The sequence below is a fragment of the Pseudomonas sp. LBUM1651 genome, from assembly GCF_059716135.1.
The window spans coordinates 1,284,509-1,301,046 of record NZ_CP166805.1; the positions used below are offsets into that span (position 1 = coordinate 1,284,509).

The 16,538-nt window shown below is 57.7% G+C and carries 15 protein-coding genes; 10 read left to right on the forward strand and 5 right to left on the reverse strand.

The genetic code is table 11. The features are described 5' to 3' along the window. Positions 1-77: 77 nt before the first annotated feature. On the forward strand, positions 78-1,085 hold the full coding sequence (rpoS, locus tag ACA066_RS05890; protein ID WP_008154012.1) for an RNA polymerase sigma factor RpoS: 1,008 nt from the start codon (positions 78-80) through the stop codon (positions 1,083-1,085). Positions 1,086-1,659: 574 nt separating this feature from the next. On the opposite strand, the gene fdxA is transcribed toward rpoS, so the two are convergent. The 5 genes from fdxA to ACA066_RS05915 form a co-directional block, all read right to left on the reverse strand. Next, positions 1,660-1,983, reverse strand: a complete 324-nt coding sequence (gene fdxA / locus ACA066_RS05895; protein WP_007908827.1) for a ferredoxin FdxA — start codon at positions 1,981-1,983, stop codon at positions 1,660-1,662. Between the two features lie 142 nt (positions 1,984-2,125). Then, positions 2,126-4,693 carry a DNA mismatch repair protein MutS gene (gene mutS, locus ACA066_RS05900; RefSeq protein ID WP_497699810.1) on the reverse strand — a complete coding sequence of 856 codons (2,568 nt, stop codon included), beginning with the start codon at positions 4,691-4,693 and terminating at the stop codon, positions 2,126-2,128. Between the two features lie 310 nt (positions 4,694-5,003). Then, positions 5,004-6,548 carry an IS66 family transposase gene (gene tnpC / locus ACA066_RS05905; protein ID WP_497698490.1) on the reverse strand — a complete coding sequence of 515 codons (1,545 nt, stop codon included), beginning with the start codon at positions 6,546-6,548 and terminating at the stop codon, positions 5,004-5,006. Between the two features lie 17 nt (positions 6,549-6,565). Beyond that, positions 6,566-6,925: an IS66 family insertion sequence element accessory protein TnpB gene (gene tnpB, locus ACA066_RS05910; RefSeq protein ID WP_497698491.1), complete on the reverse strand. Its 360-nt coding sequence runs from the start codon at positions 6,923-6,925 to the stop codon at positions 6,566-6,568. 353 nt (positions 6,926-7,278) lie between these two features. After that, positions 7,279-8,541, reverse strand: coding sequence for an O-antigen ligase family protein (locus ACA066_RS05915; RefSeq protein WP_497698492.1), 1,263 nt, complete (start codon positions 8,539-8,541; stop codon positions 7,279-7,281). 432 nt (positions 8,542-8,973) lie between these two features. Between ACA066_RS05915 and ACA066_RS05920 the strand changes: the two genes are divergently transcribed. From ACA066_RS05920 to ACA066_RS05960, 9 genes are all read left to right on the forward strand, one after another. Beyond that, complete coding sequence (locus ACA066_RS05920; RefSeq protein WP_497699811.1) at positions 8,974-9,708, forward strand: LexA family transcriptional regulator; 735 nt, start codon at positions 8,974-8,976, stop codon at positions 9,706-9,708. Positions 9,709-10,224: 516 nt separating this feature from the next. Beyond that, positions 10,225-10,806, forward strand: coding sequence for a DUF642 domain-containing protein (locus tag ACA066_RS05925; protein ID WP_497698493.1), 582 nt, complete (start codon positions 10,225-10,227; stop codon positions 10,804-10,806). 70 nt (positions 10,807-10,876) lie between these two features. Then, the gene (locus ACA066_RS05930; RefSeq protein ID WP_084322300.1) at positions 10,877-11,224 is read left to right on the forward strand and encodes a phage holin family protein; all 348 of its coding nucleotides are present in this window, start codon (positions 10,877-10,879) and stop codon (positions 11,222-11,224) included. An 89-nt stretch (positions 11,225-11,313) separates the two neighbouring features. Next, positions 11,314-11,838 carry a hypothetical protein gene (locus ACA066_RS05935; RefSeq protein WP_497698494.1) on the forward strand — a complete coding sequence of 175 codons (525 nt, stop codon included), beginning with the start codon at positions 11,314-11,316 and terminating at the stop codon, positions 11,836-11,838. Between the two features lie 3 nt (positions 11,839-11,841). Further along, positions 11,842-12,453, forward strand: a complete 612-nt coding sequence (locus ACA066_RS05940; RefSeq protein WP_497698495.1) for a phage baseplate assembly protein V — start codon at positions 11,842-11,844, stop codon at positions 12,451-12,453. 10 nt (positions 12,454-12,463) lie between these two features. After that, positions 12,464-12,796: a phage baseplate protein gene (locus tag ACA066_RS05945; RefSeq protein ID WP_497698496.1), complete on the forward strand. Its 333-nt coding sequence runs from the start codon at positions 12,464-12,466 to the stop codon at positions 12,794-12,796. Further along, entirely contained in the window at positions 12,793-13,788 is a 996-nt protein-coding gene (locus ACA066_RS05950; protein ID WP_497698497.1) for a baseplate J/gp47 family protein, read from the forward strand. The genes ACA066_RS05945 and ACA066_RS05950 overlap by 4 nt, the downstream gene beginning before the upstream one ends. Continuing rightward, positions 13,785-14,420 carry a phage tail protein I gene (locus tag ACA066_RS05955; RefSeq protein WP_497698498.1) on the forward strand — a complete coding sequence of 212 codons (636 nt, stop codon included), beginning with the start codon at positions 13,785-13,787 and terminating at the stop codon, positions 14,418-14,420. Before ACA066_RS05950 ends, ACA066_RS05955 begins: the two co-directional genes overlap by 4 nt. Then, positions 14,421-16,538, forward strand: a complete 2,118-nt coding sequence (locus ACA066_RS05960; protein ID WP_497698499.1) for a phage tail-collar fiber domain-containing protein — start codon at positions 14,421-14,423, stop codon at positions 16,536-16,538.

Here is a 16,538-nt window from a genome sequence, read left to right on the forward strand (position 1 = left end):
AGGGAACAAGCTCCAGCGTTGCCAAGGATTGAGGCGCCGCTTGAGCTTGAGGTCGAACTCACCAAAGGACTATAACAATGGCTCTCAGTAAAGAAGTGCCGGAGTTTGACATCGACGATGAGGTTCTCCTGATGGAGACCGGCATCGGGACGGATTCGATGTCGAATGATGAAGGGGCTGCTCCACCTTCCGTTCGTGCCAAATCCAAACACTCCGCCTCGTTAAAGCAACACAAGTACATTGACTACACGCGTGCACTCGATGCGACGCAGCTGTACCTCAATGAGATCGGCTTTTCCCCTCTGCTGTCCCCCGAGGAAGAAGTTCACTTTGCACGCTTGTCGCAAAGTGGCGATCCGGCCGGGCGCAAACGCATGATTGAAAGCAACCTGCGGCTGGTGGTGAAAATCGCCCGACGCTATGTCAATCGTGGCTTGTCGCTACTGGACCTGATCGAAGAGGGCAACCTCGGGCTGATCCGGGCGGTAGAGAAGTTCGACCCCGAACGTGGCTTCCGCTTTTCGACCTACGCAACCTGGTGGATTCGTCAGACCATCGAGCGCGCAATCATGAATCAGACCCGGACCATCCGGTTGCCGATCCATGTGGTCAAAGAGCTCAACGTGTACCTGCGGGCCGCACGGGAGCTGACGCAAAAACTCGATCACGAACCCTCACCCGAAGAAATCGCCAACCTGCTGGAAAAACCGGTGGGAGAGGTCAAGCGCATGCTCGGCCTGAACGAGCGGGTTTCTTCGGTCGACGTCTCGCTGGGTCCGGATTCGGATAAAACCCTGCTGGACACCCTTACCGATGACCGCCCAACCGATCCATGCGAACTGCTGCAGGATGACGACCTGTCTCAGAGCATCGATCAATGGCTCTCGGAACTGACCGACAAGCAGCGCGAGGTGGTGATACGCCGCTTCGGTCTGCGCGGTCATGAGAGCAGCACGCTGGAAGATGTAGGCCTGGAAATTGGCCTGACCCGCGAACGCGTCAGACAGATCCAGGTTGAAGGCCTGAAGCGTCTGCGGGAGATTCTGGAGAAGAATGGTCTGTCCAGCGAGTCGCTGTTTCAATAAGCAAATCGCTTGAGCAGCAAGCAGAAAGCCCCGACTGGTTCGGGGCTTTTTGTTGTCACTGTAGGAGCCGGCTTGCTGGCGATGAACGATCACGCGGTTTACCTGGTTAACCGCGGTGTCTGGATCGCCAGCAAGCCGGCTCCTACACATTCAGCGCTAGACGGAGAAACCTGAGAGATCTCAGCTTTGTAGTGTCGCGCTGTAAGTCTTTACTTACTCTTTCGTAAGTGTTCGTTATTTTTACACCCTGGCAGACATCTATTGTCGCTTGGTGTCAGTTCTATCTGATTGAATAGTATTGATATTTATAAAAGTTAACGGCATATGACCGTTCGTTTTCGCCTGTGAGGCCGATTGCGCTTGCCCGGGAACTCTCTAGTATTCAGGTTGTGTCGACGGACGGACACGCCCTTCAAGGATGAGGGGAAAGGACATTGCAGGACGCGATTCATCAGGACGATGAAAAGGAACACAGGGAATAGGGAAAAAATGTGGGCGGGTCAAACCGCCCCTTTTTTTGCCTGCAGAAAAGCAAAAAGGCCCGCAAGGGGCCTTTTCGGGAACGCGGGGGAAATCAGCGTTCGAGGTCTTTGATCTTGCCTTTGACGCCATCCCACTCTTCGGCATCGGGCAGCGATTCTTTCTTCTCGGTGATGTTGGGCCAGATTTCGGCCAACTCAACGTTCAGCTGAATGAATTCCTGCATCTCTTCCGGGACTTCATCTTCAGAGAAGATGGCCACGGCAGGGCATTCTGGTTCGCACAGTGCGCAGTCGATGCACTCATCCGGGTGAATCACCAGGAAGTTCGGGCCTTCGTAAAAGCAGTCCACCGGACAGACTTCTACGCAGTCGGTGTACTTGCACTTGATGCAGTTGTCGGTGACGACGAAGGTCATTTCTAATTTTCTCCTCAGGCGGCGGCAGCGGAGCCCCTTCACGTTGGGGTCGCCAGGTTTGGGAGCGATAGTCTGCAGACCAGGCTATTAGCCTGCAGCATCCCAAACCGCGCGAGATTCTAACAGCTTGCAGGCAAGTGCGTTAGATCCGTGTCTTTAGTGTATAGAGCATTTCTAGCGCGCGACGCGGCGTCAGGTCGTCCAGATCCAGTTTGGCCAGTTCATCGAGCACCGGATGCGGCAGGCTGGCGAACATGTCGCTCTGTTGCGGCGCGGCCGGTTTGCCTTTGGCAGTCTTGGGCACTTCATGGGGCAGCGCGGTGGCTTCCAGGCGACCCAGGTGCTCGCGAGCGCGCACGATCACTTCGCTCGGCACGCCGGCCAGCTGCGCAACGGCCAGGCCGTAACTCTGGCTGGCAGGCCCGGGTAGCACATGGTGCAGGAACACGATGCGCTCGTTGTGCTCGGTGGCATTGAGGTGCACGTTGGCCACCAGCGGTTGCGCTTCCGGCAGCACCGTCAGCTCGAAGTAGTGGGTGGCGAACAGTGTGTAAGCCCGCAGGTGCGCCAGGCGTTCGGCCGCGGCCCAGGCCAGGGACAGACCGTCGAAGGTGCTGGTGCCGCGACCGACTTCGTCCATCAGCACCAGGCTGCGTTCGGTGGCGTTGTGCAAAATGTTCGCGGTTTCGCTCATTTCGACCATGAAGGTCGAGCGTCCACCGGCCAGGTCATCGCTGGAACCGATCCGGGTGAAGATTCGGTCCACCAGCGACAATTCGCAACTGGCCGCCGGCACGAAACTGCCGATGTGCGCCAGCAACACGATCAATGCGGTCTGACGCATGTAGGTGGATTTACCGCCCATGTTCGGACCGGTGATCACCAGCATGCGGGTACTGTCGTCGAGGCTCAGGTCATTGGCCACGAACGGCGTGGTCAGCACTTGCTCGACCACCGGGTGACGGCCCTGGCTGATGCGCATGCATGGCTCGTCGACGAAGCGCGGGCAATTCAGGTCGAGATTCAATGCGCGTTCGGCGAGGTTGCTCAGTACGTCCAGCTCGGCCAGTGCAGCGGCGGTGTCTTGCAACGGTGGCAACTGGGCGATCAGGTCTTCGAGCAGCGCTTCGTAAAGCATTTTTTCGCGAGCCAGGGCGCGGCTCTTGGCCGACAGTGCCTTGTCCTCGAATGCCTTGAGTTCCGGCGTGATAAAACGCTCGGCGCCTTTCAGCGTCTGGCGACGAATGTAGTCGGCCGGCGCCGATTCGGCCTGCTTGCTCGGCAACTCGATGAAGTAACCGTGAATGCGGTTGTACCCGACTTTCAGGTGCGACAGGCCGGTGCGGGCCTTTTCGCGTGCTTCCAGATCGATCAGGAACTGCCCGGCGTTTTCGCTGAGCGATTGCAGATCGTCGAGTTCGCTGTCGTAACCGGTTTTCAACACGCCGCCATCGCGGATCACCGCAGGCGGGTTGTCGATGATGGCTTTTTCCAGCAGCGCCGCCAGTTCCGGGTAGGTGCTGGTGGTCCTGGCCAGTTGAATGATGTGCGGCGCTTCCAGCTCGGTCATCGCCACTTGCAACTCAGGCAGTGCACCGAGTGCATCGCGCAGACGAGCGAGGTCGCGAGGACGGGCATTTCGCAAACCGATTCGCGCCAGGATCCGCTCGATGTCACCGATTTCCTTGAGCTGCGGTTGCAGCTTTTCGAAACGGTAGCCGTCGAGCAGGCAAGTGATCGAGGTCTGACGCGCCAACAAAACAGTCAAATCCCGCAGCGGGCGGTTCAGCCAACGGGTCAGCAGGCGACTGCCCATGGCGGTCTGGCAGCGATCGACCACCGATTGCAGCGTGTTGTCGCGGCCGCCGGCCAGGTTGGTGTCCAGTTCCAGGTTGCGACGACTCGCGCCGTCCAGCACCACGGTGTCGTCCAGGCGTTCATGCCGCAGGCTGCGCAAATGGGGCAGGGCGGTGCGCTGGGTTTCCTTGGCGTAGCTGAGCAGGCAGCCGGCGGCGCCGATGGCCAGGGTCAGGTTCTCGCAACCGAAACCTTTGAGGTCCTGAGTCGAGAACTGCTGGCACAAACTTTTCAGCGCCGAGTCGCGCTCGAAATCCCACGGCGCACGACGACGTACCCCACGGCGTTTTTCCGCCGGCAAATCCTTCGGCCAGTCATCCGGGATCATCAGCTCCACCGGATTGACCCGCTCCAGTTCCGCCAGCAGGTTTTCCCAGCCCTTGATCTCCAGCACGGTGAAGTTGCCGCTGGTGATGTCCAGCACCGCCAGCCCGAACAGACGCTCGTCACCCAGCACCGCCGCGATCAGGTTATCCCGACGCTCATCCAGCAGCGCTTCATCACTGACCGTGCCCGGCGTGATGATCCGCACCACCTGACGATCTACCGGCCCCTTGCTGGTCGCCGGATCGCCGACCTGCTCACAGATCACCACCGATTCGCCGAGCTTGACCAGTTTCGCCAGGTAACCTTCCGCGGCGTGGTAAGGAATCCCGCACATCGGAATCGCCTGACCGGCCGACTGCCCACGGGCGGTCAGGGTGATGTCCAGCAACTTGGCGGCCTTCTTCGCGTCTTCATAGAAGATCTCGTAGAAGTCACCCATGCGGTAGAACATCAGCTGGTCGGGGTGCTGGTTCTTCAGGCGCCAGTATTGCTGCATCATCGGCGTATGGCTGGATAAATCTGAAATTGCTTTATTCATCAGTGGTTTAGCAGGGTTCGTTAAAAGGTATGGGGCAAAAATGGAACATTTTAGTTCGCATTTGGACGCTTGGCCGGATGTGTAGATGCTCGGTCAGCAACTCCCTCAACCATCCACATTACGTACACCTGGCCAGGCATGGCGAAGTTTTTGTGTCCTAATATGCTTTTTGCAATGGACGCAAGGTTAACACGGGTGATCAGGCGCCAGCAGGCGTAGCTGTGGTGAATAGGAATGAGCGGGTCGCTTGCATGTATCCGATCCATGAAGTACACCTACCGCCAGAAGCGCTTCGTGTTTACCGCGGCATCTCTGGCGAGCAGTTCCATGGCAGCAACGCCTCATAGTCCGCCACCGACTGCGCATGCGGCAGCCGCTCCAGTACGTGGCGCAGCCACGTATAGGGCTCCTGGCCGTTGACCTTGGCGGTCTCGACCAGGCTGTAGATCTGCGCACTGGCGGTGGCGCCTTTGGGCGTATCGCTAAACAGCCAAGCCTTGCGCCCGATCACGAACGGCTTGATCGCGCGTTCCGCAGGGTTGTTGTCGATCGGTAAAAACCCAGCCTCCACGTAGCGCTCCAGCCGGCTCCAGTTGCTGGTCAGATAATTCACGGCCTTGCCCAGCACACTTTGCGGCGTCACTTGTGGCTGCGTTTTCTCCAGCCAGTTTTTCAACTGGGACAGGACCGGCAGGCTCAGTTCCTGACGGCCAGTAAAACGCTGTTCATCGCTGACGTCCTTGAGTTCACGCTCGATGCCGTACAGCTTGTTGATCATCGTCAGCGCGATATCGGCGCGTCCCGTCTTGCCCTTGGGCTGCACTTTTTGCGCATCGACGAATTTGCGCCGGGCATGGGCCATGCACGCCAGGCGTTCCACGCCCGGTTGCAACGCCAGCGCGTTATAACCGGCGTAATCGTCGGTCATCACGTAGCAGCGATAACTTTCCAGCAGGCGCAACGGCACGTCCTGCGCCCGGCTGGAGGTGTAGTCGAACAGCACGACTTTTCGATCCGGCGGCCCGCTGGCCTGCACCCACATCCAGGATTGGCTGGTCGGGTCTCGATCAGGCTCTTTGAGTACCTGGACGCGGGTTTCATCACAGTGGATGACCGGGCTTTCCAGCAACCGATCACGCATCAGATTCAGCAGCGGTTGCAAGTGCTCGCCGCACTGGATCACCCATCGCGCCAGGGTCTGGCGTGGGATATCGATGCCATGCCGGCTGAGTACCGTCTCGAAGCGGTGCAGCGGCAAGCCGTCGACATACTTGGTGGTCAGCAGCATCGCCAGCACGCTCGGGCTGGCCATGCTCTTCTCAATCAACTGAGCGGGTTTGTCTGCGGTGACCGGAGCCGTTTCACAACCGCGGCAACCGTAGACTTTGCGGATGTGTTTGATCACCCGGATCTGCATCGGCACGATGTCCAGCTGCTCGCTGGTTTCTTCGCTGATCACATGCTTGCGGCAACCGCAGGCACAGGTCAGTTCGTGCTCGGGCAGTTCGTGGATGACTTCGATACGCGGCAGATCGGCTGACAGGGGCTTGCGTTTGCCACGGCGCGGGGCCGGAGCAACGACTTCCTCTTCAGCGTCATCAATGGCCAGCAACGGTTCGCTTTCAGGCTCGTTGAACAGAGCCAGTTGCGGCGTGTTGGACTCGACCGTCTGTTCGGATTTACGTCCAAACAGACGGTCGCGCAGCAGCTTGATCTGCTCTTTGAGATCGACGATATAGGTCTGATAAGCCTGAGCCACTTCGTCCTGACGGCTGAGTGCCTCAAGCAACATTTGCTTGAGTAAAACAGGATCATCAGGAAGGTTGTCGGGCATGGATGGCATGCCCCGGATTATACCCGTCAGGCGACAAATCTTGGAGTCAAAACCTGATGTGGACGGTTGCGCCACAGGTCAAAACCGTCGAGCAACCAGTTCAATTCCTGGACGCTCAGCACGATGGCCTCGTCGCTGGCGTCGGGGGAAGTTTTAAAGCGTTCGGATTCCAGGCGCTTGAGCCAAAGGCAGAAGCCGTTGCGCTCCCAGTAGAGGATTTTCACTCGGTTGCGGTGGCGATCCAGGAAGACGAAAAGCACGGGCTCGAACACGGCGACCTTGATATCCAGCTCGACCAGCGCAGCCAGGCCGTCGATGGATTTTCGGAAGTCCACGGCCTTGGGGTAGAGGTACACTTTTTCGAATTTGGCGTCGGGTCGCATCATGGCGGGCTGGCTCCAGAGAAAATCGGGAGCACACCATCGGGGATCAGGTGGCGACTTTGAATGTGGGGTTCATGGAGCCCTTACGCTTGCATCCCATAAGTCTTCTGCGTAGATGGCTCAGGACGCGATCATCGGATGGCCGACACGTACTGATTCCTGTGGGTTTCTGAAAGGTTGCCCACTTTATTTTCCACGATGGGGGGGAACCGATGGTAGAGGGTTTTTTTCTTGCTTGCGTTGCCGGGGGCTTACTATCGAACGCTGTTGCTGACTGATCACCGCGAGTCCATCTCCAGTTCAGTGCCCCGCCGTCAGCGTATAAAATTAACTCTGAGCGAGAACAGTCGCTCTTTTTATGGATGCTGCGTTTGGCCGGCTTCGTAACGGCGGTATTCTTTACTGCGTCGTTGTTCTCGATAGGGCCAATTTTCTGCGTGCATCTCCGACATCCTGGTCTGCATGTTTGAATGTTCTTTCGTTCGCCAATGATATGTACTTGAGACCATTCCGAGAGAAACTGCCACTAGCGGATACGCGAAATACTTTCCGTAAATCAGCAGAATTGTTGTTGCTGTTAGCATGCCCAGGCAAAGGGCTGCATCTCTTGAGCGGTCGCCATGCAATAGTGCGTTACAGGCGAATAGTGTCAATGGTACTGCCAACATCATACAAAAATATATGAATCCCAACAAACCAAGGTCTTGCCAGGCGGACAGTATGTTGTGTATGTATAAACCTGGTTCATAGTTTCCATAGTCCCCGATAATGGGGCTTTTCATGATTTTCTCGAATCCTTCTCGAGCTATTTGATCTCGAACATTTGATGAGTTGTCTTCAGAAAGGTTTACTAGTCTGAACGTCCTGTTTGACCAAGTGTCTGCACTAAACGCCAGCAGCATTGCGATTGCGATGACTGCAACAAAAACGGTTGTTATTGACGATAGTATTCTTTGCTTTGATACAGTCGCCTCAAATACAGTAAAGAATATCAGTGTCGCTACAAATTCACTTCTTGCGCTGTTCAGGTACAGGCAGATAAAGCCTAGAACAAACAAGCTATATCTTCCTGTTTTTGACTCTGTTTTGGCAATTGTTAATGTGAAAAAAGGGAAGTATGCCAGAGCGAATGTTTGGTAGTTCGCAACAATGCCGGGATGTTCAGATAGCGTATCAATAGCAAACCTCCCTTCTTCAGAGTAATACAGGATAAGTGCGCTCATTGCGAGGGTTAATGTTATAAGTGTTTTTTTGAAGCTTTTATCTGTCGTGTTAATGTTTTTAAAAATAAAGTAGCATGCAAGTAAGTTTATAAATAACAAAAAATTGGTTCGTGAGTTCTGTATGTGTTGATCGGTCAGGAAGTGATACGCTGCAATGGATCCAAAGGACATGATGAAAATATAGAACACGAGGTTGCTTTTTTTGATTGTTGGTTTGAATAGAAGTTTGACGAAGGAGTAGCCTACTAGCGGTACAAGAACAGTTGCCCCAACAATGCTTATATACCCGCCAAGTACAGGCGGTATGTACCCTAGGCCCATTGCGACGTGATAAAAAAAGGCCCCGGGGAATAGCAGTACAAGAGAGAGCAGAGAAAATTTTCCAACGTCAGTCATCGACATTCCTTTGTTAGCGCGAATTTTTAGGTGTCATTATCGCGATTTCGCTGAACGGCACATAGAGGTTTTTTGATGTCAGCATGAAAAAGGTCTTTGCTTTCTGACGATCTTCACGATGCCGCCTGATCTGTTGCCAGCACCTCGCCATGGAGCGAGTATTTTTTGTCTGGAAAAAGCATGACTGCAACAGACTGCACGCACTCTGTGGACCGGCGCTAGCGGTAAGGGCCTTGTCGGCCAGATTATGGTGGCCTGGGTCATCCGCACTGCGTGAAGGATGACAAGATCAGATTGTGGTGGGGGAAGGTACGATGCCAAGGTATGACTCAAGCTCTGGCAGCTCAATTGTCAAGCCATTTTTGCTACTTGTGCATTGATTATGCAAAACAGCATTTGTCTTGTGTCAAAAGATCAAGCACTATGCGCGTTATGCAAAAACGCAATGTTTCTACCGTCTTAAGAGCGCTGCTCGACCAGCACGGGATCTCCCCCACGGAGCTTCACCGTCGCACCGGCGTGCCTCAATCCACTCTCTCGCGAATCCTCAGCGGGAAGATCGTCGATCCTTCGGACAAACACATCTCGAAGATCGCCGAGTACTTCTCCGTGAGCACCGACCAGTTACGGGGTCGTGCGGATGTCGCGCCCGCCGTCAATTCCGGTCGCGATGATTTGCATTCGGAACTCAAGGACATAAGCCTGTGGGACGACGATACGCCCGTCGATGACGACGAGGTGTCGGTCCCCTTTCTTCGCGAGGTTGAATTGGCTGCTGGATCAGGAAGATTCGTCATCGAAGAAAGCGAGCGCTCTAGCCTGCGCTTCGGCAAGCGCAGCTTGCGCCACAATGGTGTGCAGTTCGACCAGGCCAAATGCGTGACGGTGCGCGGCAACAGCATGTTGCCGGTACTGCGCGACGGCGCCACCGTGGGGGTCAATGCCGGCAAATGCGGGATCGGCGATATCATTGATGGCGATCTGTATGCCATCAATCACAACGGTCAACTGCGGGTTAAACAGCTTTATCGTTTGCCAACGGGGATACGCCTGCGCAGCTTCAATCGCGATGAGCATCCGGACGAGGACTACACCTTCCAGGAAATTCAGGAAGAGCAGATCGTCATCCTTGGTCACGTCTTCTGGTGGGGCATGTACGCCCGTTAACCTCACCGCTGTCAGATAAAACCCGCCACTGCGCGGGTTTTTTTCGTCTGCTGAAAACCGCCAACGCCTTGTCTGCGGGGCTTTCATGCGTCAGCGCATTCTCAATGCATAAATAAATGCATTTGTGCATTGACTGTATATGCATCCATGCATATTCTTTGTCTCAAGCCGCTCAACAAAGCAGCTCGAAAACGAAGCTCTTTAGGTACACCACAAAGGCAGCGATGAACCGGCCTCAACGGTTCAGAGGGTTGGCAACTGACCCGGGTGTGCAGCGTAAAGCACCGAAAGCAGTTATCTGGCGGGCAGGGGCCGCGGTCGGAAAAACAATCTGAATGGACCCGTACCGCGCCAGTAGTGCCGAAAGGTCAACGCGAAGGATCGCATTACTGAAAAGCCTGGGCGACCGGGCTTTTTGGAATGCCTGCCTCACGTCAGGTATATCAGCCCCCAATTGGGGATCGACTGCGCAGCAACCGATGCGCGATGAATACACTCCACTCAATAGGTAAAACCATGAACGGACTCAAGAAAATCATTGCCCCACTGATGTTGACTCTGGCCCTTGTCGGTGCTGCCGGCAGCGCAACTGCGGCGAACCTCCTGGTCAACGGCAGCTTTGAACAACCCGGTTGCAGCGACAGCTGTGTGCTGGACACGACGGCAAAAGCCAACTTCATTACGGGCTGGACCACCTTTCTGTCGGGTGCCGAGTATTTCAACATGCGCGCCTCGATCCCTGGCTCTGCGGCAGCGGAAGGTGCAGTGATCGTCGATCTGGCTAACAGCGTTTACGCCAATGGCGGCGGGATTCAGCAGAACTTTGCCACCGTTATAGGGGCCAGGTACCGATTGACTTTCAGCATGGGCAATTCGATGTACGCCAACCGATCCGGTGATGGTGTCGTGCAAGTGAAAGTGGCCGGTCAGACCGCGCTCTTCAACACACCAACAGCCAAAGGTGGCGTTGTCGAGTGGAACACCGTGGCTTATGACTTCACAGCGACCACGACCCAGACAACGCTGGCCTTTTCCAATGAGCAGAACCCGTACGTCAACTTCGCTTTCATCGACAACGTGATCGTTGAAAAACTGTAGTTCTTCGTCGATCAAAACCAGGCGGCTCATTTCCGAGAAGCCCATCTCATCGATCCCAAGGAGGCGTGACATGACAAACGAGCAACAAGCGTTGCTGGACATGCCGATCTGGCTGGTCATCGTGCTCGCCTTGATGGGCGGGGTGTCTGGCGAAATGTGGCGTGCCGACAAGGAGGGCGCCCGCGGCTGGTCATTGCTGCGGCGCCTGGCTTTGCGTTCCGGGGCCTGCATGATCTGCGGGGTCTCGGCCATCATGCTGCTGTACGCCGCCGGCATGTCGATCTGGGCGGCTGGCGCGTTCGGTTGCCTCACGGCGATGGCCGGCGCCGACGTCGCCATCGGCCTTTACGAACGCTGGGCAGCCAAGCGGATCGGCGTGTGTGAAGTGCCGCCACGCGATTCCCGCCCGGATCAATAAATCCAAACCCCTTTGCCGTTCTGGCAACGCCGACACGCTGCATCCCCCCGAGCAGCCGAACGCTTCAATATTTGAACTGGAAGCCCCTTATGTCCCCCGACATCGATAAGCCGTCGCGGCTGTTGTTTGCCATTGCCGAAGCACTGCGTTCGGCTGACCTGGGTTTGAAAGTCGGAGGTCGTCAGGACTTCGACGGCACGTTCGATCAGGCGTGGATTCTGATCGCCATCGAACGCAATGCACCCGGCGACCGCGCCAATGACGGGCGCATCGCCCATGTCCTGACGCTCTCGCTGCAAGTCATTGTGTCGCCGACGCTGGACGACCCCGGGTTGGCCGCTTGCGATCTGGCCGCCGTCCTCAAGGGATGGGTGACGGATAACCGATGGGGTTTGTCGGGTAGCCAATGCGACCTGCCCGTGAACATCGATGCCTTGCCGTCAACGCTCATCAGCGATACGCGGGAGTACCTGGCCTGGACCCTTTCCTTTACCCAGACGCTGTACCTCGGCGCGTTGCTGCTGGACGACCCGCTGGGCGTCCCGAAATTTGCCCGCACCTGGGAAGTCTCGAACATCGACGACCCGGACCAATACACCGAACTCGAGGGCTGAGCCATGTTCGATGCGCTTTTACGCCAGCAGATCGGCCCGATCATTGAGCGCCTGGCCGAGATGGAGGCCGAACTTGAAGACTTGCACCGGCGAACCGACAGCTTGTGTCGCATCGGCGTGTGCCAGGAAGTCGATGCGGCCAGTAACACCTGCCGGGTCAGACACGGTGAATTACTGACCCCGGCCATCCGCTTTTTCAACCCCAGCGCCGGGGCGCAAAGCGAGTCGCGGATCCCCTCGGTCGGCGAGCAATGCCTGTTGCTCAACCATGGCGGCGGCGAGGGCAGCGCTCAATCCGTGGCGTTGTTCGGGCTCAACGGCAATCAGTTTCCACCCGCCTCGACACAGGCTTCGCTGACGCGTCGCCTTTATTTGGACGGCACTGAAAGCGGCTACGACGACGCCCATCACGCCTTGCACTGGAAGAACGGCCCGGCGGCGTTCAATGGCTCTCGCGAAGCGCTCGAGTTGAATCTCGGCCCGGCGAGCCTTGCGATCACGCCTGAGGCCATCGAACTGCAACTGGGCGCGGTCGGCTTGCGACTCGACGCTTCCGGTGTGCACCTGAGCGGCCCGGTGGTGGATCACCAGGGACGCATCATCAGTACCGCATAACGAGTTTCCCATGATCGGAATCGATAGAAACACCGGGGCGGCGGTCGACGACTGGCCGCAGTTTGTGCAGCGCGCGACCCGGGCGCTGACCACGCCGTTGGGCACCCGTCAGAAGCGTCCTTTGTATGGCTCGCTGATCCCGGATCTGCTGGGCCGCAACCTCGGCGACGACCTGCTGATCCTTGCCCAGAGTCATGCGGCGCAGGCGTTCTACAACGAACAGAACGGCATCAGTGATTTCCAGCCGCAGGCCATTGTCGCCGGCCGGCAAGGTGCCGGACTTGTACTGCGATTCGCCGGCACCTGGAAAAACCGCAACCAGACCTTCGAGGTGGTGACATGAGCATGTTGATCCCTGGCCAGAACCAGTTGGCCGAACCGTCGATCGTCACCGTCGAAGCGTTCGAAGACCTGCTCGCCGAGTTCAAGACGTTTGTCGTCGAGTACGTCGGCGCCCGGTCTCCCGAAACGGCGGCGAAGCTCAAGGCCAGTCTTGAAAACGAAAGCGAGTTGCTGACCCTGGCGCTTGAGGCGTTTTGTGTGCGCCTGCAAATTCACGAACGAAAATACAACGCCCGCATCAAGCAGATGCTGGCCTGGTGGGCGACCGGCAGCAATCTGGATGCCCGTCTCGCGGACATGGGCCTTGAGCGTCAGCTGCTCGACCCGGGCGATCCGGCGGCATTCCCGCCGATTGCCCCCTTGTACGAAAGCGACGATGACGCCCGGTTGCGCTACTACCTGGCGCCGCATGCACCGGCGGCCGGCTCGCGCATGCAGTATCGCCGCGAGGTGTTCACCCTTGGCGAGCGTCCTGCGGTGAAGGTGGAAACGGCGGCGCCGGGGGAGGTGATGGTCACGTACACCTTCGATCCAGACGGCCATGCGGCGCAGGTCAAGGATGGCAACGGACGTCGCACGGCGCCCGGTGAGATGATGGTCACGGTGCTTGCAAGGGAAGGCGATGGCACCGCGTCCGAAGAGCTGCTCGACGGTGTGCGCCAGCACTTCGCCCGGCCTGATGTGCGACCAGAAACGGATCGGGTCACGGTGCAGGGCGCCCACATCAAAAACTACAAAATCCGCGTCGTCGCGAGGATCAACGCCGGCCCTGATTCGGGGCTGACCAAGGTGGCCGCACAAGAGCAACTGCAAGCGTATGCCCAGAGTTGTCATCGCCTGGAAGGGCGGGTCGACCCGAGCTGGATCGACTACACGCTGCACAGCGCCGGCGCGGTTCAGCTCGAGATTCTCGAACCGATCGAGCCGATTGTGACGACCGCCTTCGAAGCGCCTTGGTGCACGGGTGTCGAGGTCGAGGTGCTCACGCTATGAGTGACCAAACACCTCGCCCGAGCCTGTTGCCGTCCAACAGCTCAGCGCTGGAAAAAGCCCTGGATCTCGGTTTCGGCACCTTGCTTGATCGCATCACGCCGCCGTTCCCCGAGCTGATGAACCCGACCGCGACGCCCTTGGCGTTTCTGCCGTATCTCGCCGCGGATCGCGGTGTCAGCGAATGGAGCTCCGAGGCGGCCGAAGCGGAAAAACGCTTAACGGTCGAACTCGCCTGGCCCACGGCGCGGCAGGCGGGGACGCGACAGGCGCTGGAAAACGCCGCGAAAGGATTGCGGTTGATGCCTGAAGTACGGGCCTGGTACGAGCAGACGCCACCGGGCCAGCCTTACAGCTTTTCCGTCAGGGCGTTTACGGAACAGCCCTACAGCGAAGAAATCGACGCACGTCTTGACCGACGCCTGGCGGACGCCAAAAGCGAACGGGACATTCTGTCGGTGTCCGTTGGTTTGAGCGCGTTTGGCAGTCACGTCATCGGCGCGGCGACGGTGTGCGGTGAACTCACCACGGTGTATCCGATTGTCATCGAAGGGCTCGAAGCCTCGGGTCAGGCCTTTATGGCTGCCGGGCTCTACGCCGTTGAAACATCCACTATTTATCCTCAGGGGGCCTGAATGGCTGACTATTACACCCTGCTCACGAATGCAGGGATTGCCTACGAAACCGCCTGCAAGGCGGCGGGCGTGCCGATCAAACTGTCACAGATTTCGGTCGGCGACGGCGGCGGCGCGGTTTACAACCCGGCGGCAACGGCCACTGCGCTTAAACGAGAAGTGTGGCGCGGGCCACTGAATGCGCTGTTCCAGGATGAGAAAAATCCGAGTTGGCTGCTGGCCGAAGTGACCATTCCGCCGGAAGAGGGCGGTTGGTATGTGCGTGAAGCGGGGCTCTGGACTGACACCGGGATTTTGTACGCCATCGTCAAATACCCGGAGTCGTTCAAGCCGGTGTTGGCGACGTCGGGGTCTGGGAAAGAGTTCTACATTCGCTCGATTTTTGAGACGAGTAATGCGTCGAACGTCACGCTGTTGATTGACGACACCGTGGTTAAAGCGACACGTGCCTGGGTGATGAGCTATCTCGCCGATGAGTTGGCGAAGCTGGATGGCAAGCAGTCGGTGCGCGTGGCTGCCACGGAAAACATCGTGCTCAGTGGTGCGCAGCAAATCGACGGCGTCGCGGTGCTGTCAGGCCAGCGAGTTCTGGTGGCGGCGCAAACGACGGCGAAGGATAACGGCATCTATGTTGCGGCTAATAGCGCATGGGTGCGGGCGACTGATGCCAACGCGAGCGCCAAGGTAACGCCGGGCCTGACCGTCATGGTGGAGGAGGGCGCGGCGAACGGTGATTCGCTTTGGCACCTGGTTACGAACGGTCCGATCACGTTGGGCACTACTGCACTGAGCTTTGAAATGCTTGCCGGTAGAACGGGGATTCAGGCCGGGACCTACAAGAGCCTTACAGTCGACAAATACGGTCGCGCCACTGCTGGCACGAATCCGGAAACGCTGGCTGGTTTTGGGATCAAGGACACTTACACGAAACCTGAAATCGAGGCGATGATTGCGCAGGCTTCGGCGCTGCCGGTTGGTGCCATGGTGACCTTTCCTGCGGAAAGCGTTCCACCAGGTTTTCTTGAGGTGGACAACAGCCTGTTTAAAGACTCGCTTTATCCAGATCTGGCGACCTATCTGAATCGTAAGTACAACTTGCCGGGCGATGGGGCGGGCTACACCCGATTACCTGAGTCGCGTGGCGAGTTCGTGCGCGGCTGGGACCATGGTCGCGGAGTAGATCCGGGCCGCGCGATTGGCAGTTGGCAGAAAGGTAGTATTTCGGCGATTGATACCAATTTGCCGGCGACCCAATCCATTGCTTCCAATATCAATGATCATGCTGCATCAAGGATCAAAACGGGGTATGACAGTGGCGATACGGGGCTTTATTCGGGTGTAACACTTATGGGGGTGAACCCGGCAGCGAACTATGCGCTGCCCGGTGGTCCCGAGGTTACGTATGGCATCACCCGACCCAACAACGTGGCGTTCATGTTGTGCATCAAGGCCTGGAACGCGCCGATCAATCAGGGAAACGTTGATGTCGCGGCGCTGGTCCTCGAAATGCAGCACCAAAGGCCGATGGAGCCCGGTTGGCAGACTTTTTCAGCGCCGGGTGTATCCAACTTCACCGTTCCTCAAGGCACCAAGCCCGACTCTGTTTTCGACGTTGAAGTTTGGGGCGGTGGCGGTGGTGGTGCCGGGGGTTCAAACGGAGCTGCCGCAGGTGGCGGTGGTGGTGGGGGAGGATACTCCTACAAGCGTCTTACAGGGTTGGCTGCCGGAACCGTGATCAAGGTTACGGTCGGGGCCGGTGGAGCGGCTGGGGCTTGGGGGTATTCCGGTGGCACTGGCGGCACAAGCTCATTTGACACCTATTGCAGCGCGACAGGCGGGGGCGCTGGTCAGGTCGTCTCCGGTGGTGGACCAGGCTCTCTTGGTGGTCTTGGCGCAGGAGGGGATCTTAATTTTTCAGGCGATTGTGGAGAGCCTTGCGAAATCACGGCTGGCGGTGGTGGCGGCATGGCCGCTCGTGGTGCCGGTGGCGGTCTTAGTGGATGGGCTGCAGCTGGTGGCGCAGGCTTCGCTCCAGGCGGCGGTGGTGGTGGCGGCGATGGGCCGAGTTATGCCGGCGGGGTCGGCGCTGCTGGCATGGTAGTGATTAAATGGAGATGA